This window comes from Haloarcula amylolytica (assembly GCF_049705545.1).
GTDB lineage: Archaea > Halobacteriota > Halobacteria > Halobacteriales > Haloarculaceae > Haloarcula > Haloarcula amylolytica_B.
Genome location: NZ_JBNAMU010000002.1, coordinates 60121 through 72653, shown reverse-complemented (window position 1 = coordinate 72653; position 12533 = coordinate 60121). Strand labels below are relative to the sequence as shown.

Genomic DNA, 12533 nt, shown 5'->3' with positions numbered 1-12533 from the left:
GACCGGAGACGACATTCGACACCGTACAGTACTGGCTGAGTATTCTGGGCGTTCACTCTCATTTTCGCGTCAGCAGAGTAGATTCACCAGCTATTGATAAGCGTTTCCCTACATACGTCATTATCGCTGCAATGCGAAATAGGTCCGTGTAGACCTTAATCACAGTGGGTATACCTTAAATTCCCGAGACGAAAGATACCGATTCAAGATGTTCGAACACCACCTCTCCCACAATCGTTTCGCCCCCGTCCACTATTTACCGAATACAGTGCTGGAAAGCACTAGTATATCTAATATATGAATATGTATGCACTGTTTTCCGGACTATTGTTCAACATATGCGAACATATAAGTCGCTCTGGTGAGACGGTGGTAATATGTCTTCCACCGGTGGTGACGACGGACCTCGAACGTTACAGACCGTCTCTCTGTCTGCCCAAGTGCTGGCGACGCTCAAAGAAATGGACGGGGCTGGTGTCACGGAACTCGCGACGGAACTCGATCTCTCGAAGAGCACTGCTCACATTCATCTGACGACGCTGGTGGAGAACGGGCTCGTCGTGAAGCGTGACGGCAGGTACGAGCTCGCACTCAAACTGTTTGCGTTCGGGGAGTACGTCCGAAGCCGGAACCCACTGTACCGCCAAGGGAAGCCCCAGGTCGACGAACTCGCCGACGATACGGGGCAGTACGTCCACATCGTCACCGAAGAGAACGGACGCGCTATCAATCTGTATCAGGTGAAAGGCGACACCAGTGTGAGCGGCGAATACCAGACAACGAAGCCCCAGCAGCGGGACCACCTGCACTACACCGCCTCCGGAAAAGCGATTCTCGCGTACCTTCCCGAGCAACGCGTCGACGAAATCATCGACCGGCATGGCTTGCCGGAGCGAACGGCGAAGACGGTAACCGACCCAGAGGCGCTGTTCGAAGAACTGGCAGCGATCCGCCAACGCGGGTACGCGTACAACGACGAGGAAGAAATCGAAGGGTTCCGTGCCATAGCGGCACCGATTCAGACACCCGGCGGGGACGTGCTGGGGTCGCTGAGCGTCTCGGGTCCTGCAAGCGTTCTGCAGGGGGACCGTTTCGAAGAAACCCTCCCGAAACAGGTCGTTAATTCCGCGAACATTATTGAAGTCAACATCAACATGAGCAACCGGTCATGAATCCGACACCCCTGTTCGAGCATCTTGAACGCCAATCCACACACTGCACGGACTGGTTTCAGCGCAGTTGGGCTGGTCTTCTCGGCGTGACACATGCACCCACTAACATATGTACATTTGTTATATTAAGATGGCGACGACAAGCCCTCTGCCCACGGGCTTAGGGCGGCATTTCCCATGAGAGGATACGTACTTGGATGTATTATCTTATAATTCCAAATTTGGATTTTTACTCTCAAATTATGGCCCTATATATTGATATTGACGGATTTTATTACTCAGATATCCCTTTTCACACACGTATTTAGCCCTTATACTAACATACCTTCGCCATATATGTTCAAACAATCAGAAAATGTTCAGCTTGCGAACAGCCGCCGCTCTGCGCGCTCGTGTTCGGCGGCCAATACGTCTATCAGGGGAGCAAACGGAGTCATCTCGTCTATTCCTCGGTCCGCGCTGTCGTCGACTGCGGCTGTCATCACCGGCTGTAGGTCATCCAGTATTCGCTGGGCATCTGTGTGGCCGAGCGAGAGGAGCCGCTGGGCCGCACCCAGCAGTCCGGTGACGAAGCCGTGACAGCACAGCAGGCAGGCCTCGCGGACGGGGACGCCAGCCAGTCCGGTCGCAACGCCGAGCACCACGGCGTAGTTGCCGGGCGCTTCGTCGGCGTCGACGCGCTCGGCGTAGCGGTCCAGCAGCGCCTCCTCACGCAGTTCCGTCTGGAGCGAGAGCAGTCGGTCCCCGGACTGCTGGGCGCTCTCGCGAAACTCCGCGGCCAGCGTCACGGCCGAAAGCCGCCGGTCGGCCCGACAGACCGCATCGAGATCACCCTCGGTCGCGGCGGCGTGTGCGGCCCGGAGTGCGACGAGTTCGGCGGGACCGACTTGCCGGCGGAGGTACGTCGACAGGAGCGCTTCGAGCTCCGCCGCGTCCTCGACCCGGTCGTCCTGAATGAACTGCTCCAGCCCGTAAGAGACGGTGTAGGTCCCGACGGGGAGGAACGAATCAGCGAGCCGGAACGATTCAAGCGCTGCGGCGTCGCTCATTGGTCACCCCCATCGATAGTACGGACGCCGTGGTCGTGGGCGTGGCCTGCGCCGCCGTGGCTGTGGCCGTCGTCGTGCATGCCGGTACCGTCGCCGTGGGTATGATCGGCCCCGTCATCGTCGAACGTCGTCGGCGGAACGTGCTCGTACCGTGTCGGCACGTCTGCCGGGAGCAGGTCGGCGACCGTATCTTCCATCCGTTCCTTCGAGTCGGTCACGGGGAACAGGGCCTCTCGCTCGCGGACCGCGAGGTTCCAGTGTTTGTTCCCGACTGCGTGACCGAGTTCCAGCGCCGCGGTCGGTGAAACATCGGCGTCGGCGAAATCGAGCACGAGGGCCTCGATTGCGGCGAGTTCGACGACGACGAGGGTGCCGTCTTCGGCTGCCAGCACGTCACCGTCCGCGAGGTCGCGGGCAACCACGATACCGAGGTCCCGGCCGTCTGTCGTCTCGGTTCGGACCCGCGAGCGTTGGCGTTCGGTGTCCGAGAGCACGACCGTAGCGTGGTCCGACGTATCGGCGGCCTCGGCGATGGCATCGTCGTCGCGGTGGCCGAGGTAGGTGTTTGCGACCAACATCAGTACTTCCTCCCGGACGGCGCGGGCGCGTCCACCAACTCCTGTCTGGCGTGGTCCCAGGCCGCGTGGAGCGTCGCCTGGACGGTCTCGGCCCGGTCGCCGAGGGCGCGGACCGCAACACCGGCCCCGCTTGGGAGCGCTGTCGCACCGGCCCGGGCTTCGCCGTCGGTAACGGCTGCATGTAACGCGTCGCTCAGTTCGGATTCGTCGTGGTCCGGCGCGAGGACGAACGTCGTCCCGTAGACGGTAAACTCGCCGAGAACGCCGGGTGCTGTGGGGTCCCCGTCCGCAGGCGTCAGGTGCGTCGCGTCCTCGAACAGGAGGCCATCAGGCCCGCTCCCGCGCACGCGGGAGAGGTACCGTTCGAACGCGAACCGTTCACCCCGGGCGAGGCGACCCGGGACGACCACGTCGCTGACCACGGCGGTCGCGCCGGGGGCTAGATCGACCGTCAGTTCCTGCAGGTATCGGGCATCGGCGTGGAGTATCGTCGGTTCGGGCACGTAATCCAGGTGGCCGCCGGCGCCGACGCTGAGGGTCGTGTCGGCGGCGGCGTAGTTGCACGTCATCGTCTGGACCTTCGTCGAACTCTGTGTCGAGACGTGCGCGACGGCCTCGTCCCCGACGGTTATCGACACGTCGTGGCGGTCGCCCTGGGCGACGCCGCCGGTCGGTGACTGGACGAAGACGGTGTCGGCGTCGGGGTGAGGGTCGTGTCCCAGCGTCCCCGAGATGTGGAACGGGACCGTGGCGTAGTCATGAACCAGGGTCGTTCCCTCAGCCGTCCGCTCGAAGCTCAGTTCGAGTACCCCGTCTTTCCCCGGTGACCCCACGGCGGCCTGTGGCACGGCCTCGGTCGCATACCCCTCGAACGCCGGATGGGGCGCGTCGGCGGCCATCAGGCGAACAGCACCCCCTCCCGGACGTGTGACAGCACCTCGTCGACGTTCGTCTCGTCCTTGCAGTTGGTGAACACGACCGGCCCGTCCCGGACCTCGTCGGCATCCCGTTCCATCACGTCGAGGTCGACGCCGACGTGGGGCGCGAGGTCGGTCTTGTTGACGACGAGCAGGTCACAGTCGACGACCCCCGGCCCGCGCTTGCGGGGGATGTCTTCCCCCTCGGCGACCGAGATGACGTACAGCGAGTAGTCGGCGAGTTCGGGGTTGAAAGTCGCCGCGAGGTTGTCGCCGCCGCTCTCGACCAGCACCAGGTCAAGTTCCGGGTGGTCAGCCAGGAACGAGTCGATCTGCTGGAGGTTCATCGACGGGTCCTCGCGGATGCCCGTATGCGGGCACGCGCCTGTTTCGACGCCGGCGACGAGATCCTCCGGGACGACCCCCGCGAAGCGTTCGCGCAGCACGTCCGCATCCTCCTGGGTGAGGATGTCGTTGGCGATGACGCCCACGTCCAGGCCCTGTTCGCGCAGCTTCGGGACGAGCGCGGTCAGCAGCGAGGTCTTTCCGGAGCCGACCGGGCCGCCGATACCGACCGTCGCCACGTCGCGGTGTGTGAGGCTCATTCGTCTGTCCCCGCCGAGTCTCCGCCATCAGTCGCCGCCTCTGCCTCTTCCACATCATCGTCGGCTGACCCGACGCTGTCGGACCGGATCGGGTCGTGAACAGTGACCAGTTTCGTCCCGTCAGGGAAGACGGGTTCGACCTGAATCATGTCGATCATCTCCGGGACGCCGTCCATCACGTCCTCGCGGCCGAGCAGTTTCGACGCGCCGGAGCGGATTTCGGCGACCGACTGGCCGTCCCGTCCGCGCTCGATGCACCAGTCGCTGATGTAGGCGACGGCTTCGGGGTGGTTCAGCGGGACGCCGCGTTCCTTGCGGCGTCGCGCGACCTCTGCGGCGGTGAAGACCGTGAGTCGTTCCTGTTCTTTGGCTGTGAGTTTCATAGCATGTACCGCTGTGCGAGTGGGAGTTCGGAAGACGGTTCGCAGGTGACGTGGTCGCCGTCGACCCAGACCTCGAAAGTCTCCGGATCGACCTCGATGTCGTCGGGGCAATAGTCGTTGTGCACCATGTCGTCCTTGCCGGGCGTGCGCGCGCCCTCGATGGGAACGACGCGGGAATCGAGGCCGTACTCCTCGCCGACGTCGGCCTCGGCGGCCGCCGGGGAGACGAACGACAGCGATAGGGCGTGTTTGGCCTTGCCGACCGCACCGGCGCGTTCGCGCTGGAGAATCGGCTCGCAGGTCATCAGCGACCCGTTGGCCTCGCCCATCTCCGAGTGGACCGGGAAGCCGCCCTTGAACGTCATCGCCGGCTTGACGCCGAAAAAGGCGGGATCCCAGAGGCAGATGTCGGCCAGTTTCCCGGGCTCCAGCGTCCCGACGTGGTCCTCGATGCCGGCGCTAATAGCGGGGTTGACCGTGTACTTCGCAATGTAGCGCTTGATGCGGTGGTTGTCCGCGCCGGTCCCCTCGTCCTCGGGGAGCGGGCCGCGCTGGGACTTCATCTTCGAGGCCGTCTGCCACGTCCGCGGGATGACTTCGGCCATCCGGCCCATCGCCTGCGAGTCGGAGGTCATCATCGAGATGGCCCCCATGTCGTGGAGCACGTCCTCGGCGGCGATGGTTTCCGCACGAACGCGGGACTCGGCGAAGGCCACGTCTTCCGGCACGTCGGGGTTGAGGTGGTGACACACCATCACCATGTCCAGATGCTCGTCGAACGTGTTGTCGGTGTAGGGCATCGAGGGATTCGTCGACGACGGCAGCATGTTCGGCTCGCCGACCATCTCCATGATGTCCGGCGCGTGGCCCCCACCCGCGCCCTCGATGTGGAACAGGTGCATGGTCCGACCGTCCACGGCACCGAAGGTGTTCTCCAGGAACCCCGCCTCGTTCAGCGTGTCGGTGTGCATGCACACCTGGACGTCTTCGTCCTCGGCGACTTCGAGGCAGGTATCGATCGTTTCGGGCGTCGACCCCCAGTCTTCGTGGAGTTTCAGCCCGCAGGCACCGGCCTCGACCTGCTCGCGGAGCGGGCCGGGGTCGGAGGCGTTGCCCTTCCCGTAGAAGCCAACGTTGACCGGCCACTCTTCGGCGGCCTGCAGGAAGCGTTTGACGTTCTCCGGGCCGGTCGTACACGTGGTCGCACCGCCGCCGTACCCGCCGCCGAACAGCGTCGTAATCCCGCCCGAGAGCGCGTGTTCGTGGAGCTGTGCGGAGTTGAAGTGGACGTGGATGTCGAGGCCGCCGGCGGTCGCAATCTTCCCCTCGGCCGGATAGACGTCCGTCGACGGGCCGACGACCATGTCGACGCCGTCCATCGTATCGGGGTTGCCGGCCTTGCCGATGCCGGCGATTTCGCCGTTCCGAATGCCGATGTCGGCGGCGACGATGCCGAGAACGGGGTCGATTATCGTCGCGTTCGTCAGCACCCAGTCGAGCGCGCCCTCCGCCTGCGTGACGCCGGGAGCCATTCCCAGGCCGTCGCGGAGCGTCTTGCCGCCGCCGAACACCGCTTCATCGCCGTGGGTCCGCAGATCCTCCTCAACCTCGGCGAACAGTTCCGTGTCGCCCAGCCGGATTTTGTCGCCTGCCGTCGGCCCATACAGTTCGGCGTAGTTCTCGCGGTCGATATCGCGTGTCATCGTTCGGACTCCGCGTCGCCGCCGTCGGTTTCGGCCCCGGTGTCCCGGAACCCGGCCGACCGCATGCGCTCGACCGCCTCGCTCGTGTCGCCGTCGACGCTCCCGTTGACCAGCCCGTTCATCCCGTGAGCGCGGCGCTTGCCGCCGATTTCGACGAGTTCGACCGTCTGCTCGTCGCCGGGCTCGAACCGGACGGCCGTCCCGGCGGGGATGTTCAGCCGCATCCCCATGGCCGCCTCGCGGTCGAACTCCAGGGCCGCGTTGGCCTCGAAGAAGTGGAAGTGCGACCCGACCTGCGAGGGTCTGTCGCCGGTGTTGCCGACCGTCACTTCGGTCGTCTCGCGACCCTCGTTCAGTGTTACAGTTCCCTCACCCGTGATGACCTCACCGGGCACAAGTCCGTTGCTCATCGCGCCACCGTCCCGAGTATTTCTGACTGTTCGTCTATCATCTGCCCCTCTCTTTGAATACACATACTAAAATGGTTGCTCTCTGCGCAAGTGACGCCTCTATATCGAGAGATGGATTAAATGCTAAAGTTTCGGCCGTAAATGAAGGGTTCCGACTCCGGAATTGTCTCCGTCTGCGGGGGAAACGTGACTCACGTCCAGTCTGCCGGCGGTCCCGGCGACCGATGGCGCTTCCGGCGCGGGCGAGAATTTGACGGCCGATTCGCGGGCTCAGCGCCCGGATTTGACTGACGGCTGACAGACGGGTCACGCTGTCGGGAAAACGCCACCGGTATCCCCGTTTTGTCGCATTGACCGGTGGCACCGCAGAATTGATGAAAAGTTCAAATTCTTCGGCCAATCCTAGTGGTTTCGATGACTATTCGTCATATCCTTTGATAACCTTATACTCTCCAGTCTATGTGGAGGAGAATATAAGATAAGAGTGGTAAACCTTATTTTCCCCCTCCCGGACGGCAACACTGTGAGCGAAATCATGGACGAACGTTCGGATATCACGAGTAAAGAACGAGAGATGACCAACGATGCTGTGGAAGACGGTAGCAACGCCGAACTGGAACTGGCGGTGGTAGCATGACCCGGTCGTCCGTCAGCCGCCGACAGTTCCTCGGTGCGAGCGGGGCCGCACTCGTCACCGGCCTCGCCGGCTGTTCCGCCGGCGAAGGCGGGACCTCGACGGATACCGCGAGCAGCGCCGATACCATCAAAATCGGCGTCCTGGAGGACCAGTCGGGGAACTTCGCCCTCGTCGGCGATCCGAAGGCCAAGGCGTCGATGCTCGCCATCGAGGAAATCAACGCCAACGGCGGTATCGACGGCAAGCAGATAGAGACGTTCCAGCGCGACCCCCAGTCGGACAACCAGCGCTACCAGGAGCTCACCCGCACGGCAATAAACGAGGAGAACGTCGACGCGCTGTGGGCCGGCTACTCCTCGGCGACCCGGGAGGCCATCCGGCCGATAATCGACCGCAACGAACAGCTGTACTTCTACACCACCCAGTACGAGGGCGGCGTCTGCGACGAGTTCACCTTCGCGGTCGGCCCGACCGCGCGCCAGCAACTCGGCATCGTCCTCCCGTACCTGGTCGAGGAGTTCGGCCCGGACATCTACACCATCGCGGCCGACTACAACTTCGGGCAACTGTCGGCCGACTGGGTGAAGGTGCTGGCGAACGAGAACGACGCGAACGTCCTCGGCGAGGAGTTCATCCCGCTGAGCGAGTCCTCCTTCGGGTCGACCATCAACCGGATTCAGGAAGCCGACCCGGACTTCGTGATGTCGATGCTCGTTGGCGCGAACCACACGTCGTTCTACGAGCAGAAGGCCTCGGCCGGGCTCGACATTCCTATCGGCACCTCGACGGCGATGGCACAGGGGTACGAGCACCGACGGCTCGACGCCCCGGCGATGGCCAACATCTACGCCGGCGTCAACTACATGGAAGAAGTGCCGACCGACAGCAACACGAGAGACGGCGGCTTCGTCGACCGGTACTTCGAGATGTACCCCGACGCGCCGTACCTCAACGAAGAGGCCGAGACCAACTACTTCTCGACGTACATGTACAAGAAGGCCGTCGAGCAGGCCGGCACCACCGAACAACCGGAGGTCATCGACGCCCTGGAATCGGGGATCGAACTCGGCACCGAGGAGGCACCTGAAGCACCGGAGGGCGAGACGATCCGTCTCGACGGTGCGACCCACCACGTCGACCACCACATGTGGATCATGCGTGCCGACGAGGAACACAACGTCGAAGCCGTCGAGAACCGCCAGATACCCGAAACGTTCCTCTCGGAGACGGCCGGCTGTAACCTCCCCGAGAACCCGGAACAGACCCAGTACACCCCGGTCGACTACTACGAGGAGGCCGAATAGGGATGGTAAACGGCATCAACCTCGCGTTACAGTTCCTCGATAGCTTCGCGTTCATCGTGCTCGCCGCGGCGGGGTTGGCCATCATCTTCGGGATCATGGGCGTCATCAACCTGGCACACGGGGAGTTCATCCTCATCGGTGCCTACACCGCGACGCTGGCAGTGACGCAATTCGGCCTCCCGCTCGTCGTGGCGATGGTCGCCGGCGGCCTGGTCACCGGCCTATTCGGGATTCTGACCGAGCGGGTCATCATCTCCGGGGCGTGGCCCAACTGGGTCAGCCAGCGGACCCTCGGCCGTGACATCATCGAGCCGCTGTACGACCGGCTGGCCGACTCGATGGTCGCCACGTTCGGGCTCAGCCTGATACTGACCCAGGGGACCCGAATCGCCTACGGCAACTCCATCGACGGCCTCTCGACGCCCTTTGGCCCCATCGAGTACGGTGCGTTCTCCTACTCGACGTACCGAATCGTCCTCGCCGGCGTCAGCATCGGGCTGCTCGTCGCCACCTACTACCTGTTCACCCGGACCGACTTCGGGATGCGCGCCCGGGCGACGATACAGGATAAGGAGACCGCACAGGCGATGGGCGTCAACACCGAGCGCATGTACATGCTGACGTTCGGCATCGGGTCGGCACTGGCGGGACTGACGGGCGCGCTCTTCGCGCCGGTCGTCACGATGCGGCCGACGCTCGGGGACCAGTTCCTCGTCGAGTCGTTCGTCGCCGTCGTGGTCGGGGGCCCGAGCGTCGTCCTCGGGACCGCGCTGTCGGGGGGCGTCCTCGGGGCGATACTGGCCGTGTTCTCGAACCTCTACGGGACGTTCATCGGCCGCATCGCGTTGCTCGTGGCCGCGCTCGTCGCGCTGCGGTTCCTCCCCGACGGCATCACCGGGTTCATCGAACAGCTACAGAAACGCAGACAGGAGAGCGAATAAATGTCGACAGACAGTGCACACGGCGAGGCGAACAGTTCGCTCCCGAGTCGGCTCCGCAGTCGGTTCGAGGGGCCGAACACCATCGGCGACTCGCGGGGGTTCTGGGTCGGCTTCCTCGTCGCCGTCGCGGCGCTTGCGGTCTACCCGCTGTTCGGCGACGGGTCCCAGCTGTCGCTGTTCATGGTACTGGCCCTGCTGGGGCTCTCGCTGTCGGTCGTCTGGGGCTACTCGGGCGTGCTGAGCTTCGGCCAGGTCGTCTTCTTCGGCATCGGGGCCTACACGTTCGGCGTCGTCTCGATCAACTTCGCGACCCCGGGCGGTATCACGGCTGCTGTCATCGCCGGCATCGTCGGCGGTGGCGTCAGCGCGGCGATACTGGGCTACTTCATGTTCTACGGCGGGGTGCGCGACGTCTACGTGACCATCATCACGCTCGTCTCGACAATCGTGCTGCACACGTTCATGGCCCAGACCGCCGGGTCCGAGTGGGCCATCGGCGAGGCGGCGCTGGGCGGCTTCAACGGGATGCCGGACATCCCCCTGTTGACCCTCGGCGTCGGCGGGGCGTCCTACCAGTTCATCTACAACCCGTTCCCGATGCGGATAATCGGCATCGGGGCGGTCGAGATCAGCCCGTTCTACTACCTCGTGCTGGCGTTGCTGGTCGGGGCGTACCTCGGGCTGCGCGCCCTGGTCAACTCGGACTACGGCCGCGTGATGGTCGCCGTCCGCGAGGACGAGGACCGAACCGAGATGTTCGGCTACAACGTGACCCGCGTCAAGTTCGTCGTGTTCACGCTCGGGGGCGCGCTGGCGGGCCTCTCCGGCGTGCTGTACGCCGCACGGAACGTCTACATCGATCCGACCGTGTTCTCGCTGCTGTTCGCGACGCTGCCGGTCATCTGGGTGAGCCTCGGCGGCCGAAAGAGCCTGCTCGGGGCTGTCGTCGCCACGCTGGGCGTCGAATACCTCCGCATCTCGATGGCCGGAGAGCTGGCGCTGGTCCTGCTGGGGTCCCTGTTGCTGGTGACGATTCTGGTGCTCCCCGGCGGGTTCGTCCCGTGGGTCCACCAGCAGATCGTCGAAGCCCGGCTCGGTCCGGGCGAGGCCGGCGGGGCTGACGCACCCGACGCGTCGAGTGAGGTGAGTGACTAATGAGTGATACTGAAACCGAATCCGACATCGATTCGCTCGGACCGAACGTCCGACAGACCGCCGCGGAACTGGCAACGGGCGACAGGACGGAGACGCTGCTGCAGACCGACGGGCTCGTGAAGCAGTTCGGCGGGTTCACCGCCACGGACGACGTGGATTTCTCCGTCGCCGAGGGGGAGCTACGTTGTCTCATCGGTCCCAACGGCGCTGGCAAGTCGACACTGCTGAACCTGATTACCGGGTCCTACGAGGCGACCGATGGCAGTATCTACTACAACGGCCACGACATCACCGATCTCGACCCACACGAGCGGGTCTCACGCGGGATCAGTATGAAATTCCAGGTCCCGTCCGTCTACGGTGACCTGAGCGTCAGAGAGAACGTCAGGCTTCCCGTTCAGCAGTTCGCCGACGGGGAGGAGCGACGGCGGCTGGTCGCCGAGGCCATCGAGGCCGCGGGGCTCACCGGTTACGAGGACGTCGATGCCGGCCAACTCTCGCACGGTCAGCAACAGCAACTGGAGATCGGGATGGCCGCCGCGCTCGAACCCGACCTCCTCCTGTTGGACGAGCCGGTCGCCGGCCTCGACGTGGCCGAGCGCGAAGCCATCGCTGAGCGGATCACCCGGCTCAACGAGGAGCAAGGCATCGCCTTCGTCGTCATCGAACACGACACCGACTTCGTCGCGAACATCGCCGAAGAAGTGACTGTGCTGCACAACGGCAAGGTGTTCCGTGAAGGGCCAATCGAGGAGATAGAGTCGGACCCCGAGGTCCAGCGGATATATCTGGGGGGTGAGTCGTGATGCTCGAACTCGATGGTGTCACCGCCGCCTACGACACGACACCGATACTGCGGGACGTGGATCTCTCCGTCGAGGAGGGGGAAATCGTCGGCGTGATGGGGAAAAACGGCGTCGGCAAGACGACGCTCCTGAAGACGGTGATGGGGCTGTTAGAGCCCAGCGAGGGGTCCATCAGCTACGACGGCACCGACGTGACCCACGCGAGCGCCGACGAGCGCGCACGGGCCGGGATCGGCTACATCCCGCAGGGCCGCGACGTGTTCCCCAAGCTAACCGTCGAGCAGAACATCAAGATGGGTGAGACCATCAGGGCGGACAGCGACGAGACGCTGTACGACCAGATATACGACTACTTCCCGGTCCTCGAAGAGCGGGCGGGCCAGGAGGCCGGCACGCTCTCGGGCGGGCAACAGCAGATGCTTGCCATCGGCCGGGCACTGGTCTCGAACCCCGATTTGCTCCTGCTTGACGAGCCGAGCGAGGGCATCCAGCCCTCCATCGTCGACCAGATAAGCCAGGACATGCAGACGATCAACGACGACCTCGGGACGACGATTCTGTTCGTCGAGCAGAACCTCGGTGTCATCCGGGAAATGGCCGACCGCTGTTACGCGATGGAGCGTGGCACAGTCGTCGACGAACTCGGCCCGTCGACGATTGCGGACGAAGACGCGATTGCGGAGTACCTCGCGGTCTGAGGCGGACGACTGTCGCTGTTTTCCGCGACGGGCGTCCGACTGCCGGTGATCGGCTGAGAGACCACGCACGGCAGTCCGTCTGCGGGCTAGGCTGTTGGCTGGCTAACTCCTTCCTACTTACACGCAAGCGATCGAATCAACACAGGTTTGAGTCCCCAATGGACAGAGGTGAACA

At 63.8% G+C, this 12533-nt stretch carries 13 protein-coding genes; 6 read left to right on the top strand and 7 right to left on the bottom strand.

The window, feature by feature from the left end:
* Positions 1–377 precede the first annotated feature (377 nt).
* Entirely contained in the window at positions 378–1172 is a 795-nt protein-coding gene (locus tag ACOZ4H_RS16920) for an IclR family transcriptional regulator (protein ID WP_424330450.1), read from the top strand.
* Positions 1173–1531: 359 nt separating this feature from the next.
* On the opposite strand, the gene ACOZ4H_RS16915 is transcribed toward ACOZ4H_RS16920, so the two are convergent.
* Genes ACOZ4H_RS16915 through ACOZ4H_RS16885 form a run of 7 tightly spaced genes read right to left on the bottom strand, consistent with a single transcriptional unit; the run spans position 1532 to position 6817 of the window.
* The gene (locus tag ACOZ4H_RS16915; protein ID WP_424330449.1) at positions 1532–2221 is read right to left on the bottom strand and encodes an urease accessory protein UreF; all 690 of its coding nucleotides are present in this window, start codon (positions 2219–2221) and stop codon (positions 1532–1534) included.
* Positions 2218–2799 carry an urease accessory protein UreE gene (locus tag ACOZ4H_RS16910; protein ID WP_424330448.1) on the bottom strand — a complete coding sequence of 194 codons (582 nt, stop codon included), beginning with the start codon at positions 2797–2799 and terminating at the stop codon, positions 2218–2220. Before ACOZ4H_RS16910 ends, ACOZ4H_RS16915 begins: the two co-directional genes overlap by 4 nt.
* Complete coding sequence (locus ACOZ4H_RS16905) at positions 2799–3698, bottom strand: urease accessory protein UreD (protein WP_424330447.1); 900 nt, start codon at positions 3696–3698, stop codon at positions 2799–2801. Before ACOZ4H_RS16905 ends, ACOZ4H_RS16910 begins: the two co-directional genes overlap by 1 nt.
* On the bottom strand, positions 3698–4321 hold the full coding sequence (ureG, locus tag ACOZ4H_RS16900; protein WP_053967693.1) for an urease accessory protein UreG: 624 nt from the start codon (positions 4319–4321) through the stop codon (positions 3698–3700). The genes ACOZ4H_RS16905 and ureG overlap by 1 nt, the downstream gene beginning before the upstream one ends.
* A complete protein-coding gene (locus ACOZ4H_RS16895; RefSeq protein ID WP_424330446.1) occupies positions 4318–4704 on the bottom strand; it encodes an urease subunit gamma in 387 nt (128 codons plus the stop codon). The genes ureG and ACOZ4H_RS16895 overlap by 4 nt, the downstream gene beginning before the upstream one ends.
* Positions 4701–6407 (bottom strand): urease subunit alpha, encoded by a 1707-nt coding sequence (ureC, locus tag ACOZ4H_RS16890; protein WP_424330445.1) that lies wholly within the window; start codon positions 6405–6407, stop codon positions 4701–4703. Before ureC ends, ACOZ4H_RS16895 begins: the two co-directional genes overlap by 4 nt.
* A complete protein-coding gene (locus ACOZ4H_RS16885; protein ID WP_424330444.1) occupies positions 6404–6817 on the bottom strand; it encodes an urease subunit beta in 414 nt (137 codons plus the stop codon). Before ACOZ4H_RS16885 ends, ureC begins: the two co-directional genes overlap by 4 nt.
* Before the next feature lie 633 nt (positions 6818–7450).
* Here ACOZ4H_RS16885 and ACOZ4H_RS16880 point away from each other — a divergent pair.
* From ACOZ4H_RS16880 to ACOZ4H_RS16860, 5 genes are read left to right on the top strand one after another with little or no spacing between them, the layout of a single operon-like run.
* A complete protein-coding gene (locus ACOZ4H_RS16880; protein ID WP_424330443.1) occupies positions 7451–8758 on the top strand; it encodes an urea ABC transporter substrate-binding protein in 1308 nt (435 codons plus the stop codon).
* A gap of 2 nt (positions 8759–8760) precedes the next feature.
* Positions 8761–9699: an urea ABC transporter, permease protein UrtB gene (urtB, locus tag ACOZ4H_RS16875; protein ID WP_424330442.1), complete on the top strand. Its 939-nt coding sequence runs from the start codon at positions 8761–8763 to the stop codon at positions 9697–9699.
* Positions 9700–10854: an urea ABC transporter, permease protein UrtC gene (gene urtC, locus ACOZ4H_RS16870; protein WP_424330441.1), complete on the top strand. Its 1155-nt coding sequence runs from the start codon at positions 9700–9702 to the stop codon at positions 10852–10854. It begins immediately after the preceding gene.
* Positions 10854–11660, top strand: coding sequence for an ABC transporter ATP-binding protein (locus ACOZ4H_RS16865; RefSeq protein ID WP_424330440.1), 807 nt, complete (start codon positions 10854–10856; stop codon positions 11658–11660). The genes urtC and ACOZ4H_RS16865 overlap by 1 nt, the downstream gene beginning before the upstream one ends.
* On the top strand, positions 11660–12358 hold the full coding sequence (locus ACOZ4H_RS16860; protein ID WP_424330439.1) for an ABC transporter ATP-binding protein: 699 nt from the start codon (positions 11660–11662) through the stop codon (positions 12356–12358). Before ACOZ4H_RS16865 ends, ACOZ4H_RS16860 begins: the two co-directional genes overlap by 1 nt.
* Positions 12359–12533 lie beyond the last annotated feature (175 nt).

What these genes read in the sequence shown, in the direction of transcription:
- ACOZ4H_RS16895 (WP_424330446.1), bottom strand. Translation starts at nt 4,704, where the DNA reads ATGAAACTCACAGCCAAAGAACAGGAACGACTCACGGTCTTCACCGCC.
- urtB (WP_424330442.1), top strand. Translation starts at nt 8,761, where the DNA reads ATGGTAAACGGCATCAACCTCGCGTTACAGTTCCTCGATAGCTTCGCG.
- ACOZ4H_RS16910 (WP_424330448.1), bottom strand. Translation starts at nt 2,799, where the DNA reads ATGTTGGTCGCAAACACCTACCTCGGCCACCGCGACGACGATGCCATC.
- urtC (WP_424330441.1), top strand. Translation starts at nt 9,700, where the DNA reads ATGTCGACAGACAGTGCACACGGCGAGGCGAACAGTTCGCTCCCGAGT.
- ACOZ4H_RS16860 (WP_424330439.1), top strand. Translation starts at nt 11,660, where the DNA reads ATGCTCGAACTCGATGGTGTCACCGCCGCCTACGACACGACACCGATA.
- ACOZ4H_RS16915 (WP_424330449.1), bottom strand. Translation starts at nt 2,221, where the DNA reads ATGAGCGACGCCGCAGCGCTTGAATCGTTCCGGCTCGCTGATTCGTTC.
- ureC (WP_424330445.1), bottom strand. Translation starts at nt 6,407, where the DNA reads ATGACACGCGATATCGACCGCGAGAACTACGCCGAACTGTATGGGCCG.
- ACOZ4H_RS16880 (WP_424330443.1), top strand. Translation starts at nt 7,451, where the DNA reads ATGACCCGGTCGTCCGTCAGCCGCCGACAGTTCCTCGGTGCGAGCGGG.
- ACOZ4H_RS16865 (WP_424330440.1), top strand. Translation starts at nt 10,854, where the DNA reads ATGAGTGATACTGAAACCGAATCCGACATCGATTCGCTCGGACCGAAC.
- ACOZ4H_RS16885 (WP_424330444.1), bottom strand. Translation starts at nt 6,817, where the DNA reads ATGAGCAACGGACTTGTGCCCGGTGAGGTCATCACGGGTGAGGGAACT.
- ACOZ4H_RS16905 (WP_424330447.1), bottom strand. Translation starts at nt 3,698, where the DNA reads ATGGCCGCCGACGCGCCCCATCCGGCGTTCGAGGGGTATGCGACCGAG.
- ureG (WP_053967693.1), bottom strand. Translation starts at nt 4,321, where the DNA reads ATGAGCCTCACACACCGCGACGTGGCGACGGTCGGTATCGGCGGCCCG.
- ACOZ4H_RS16920 (WP_424330450.1), top strand. Translation starts at nt 378, where the DNA reads ATGTCTTCCACCGGTGGTGACGACGGACCTCGAACGTTACAGACCGTC.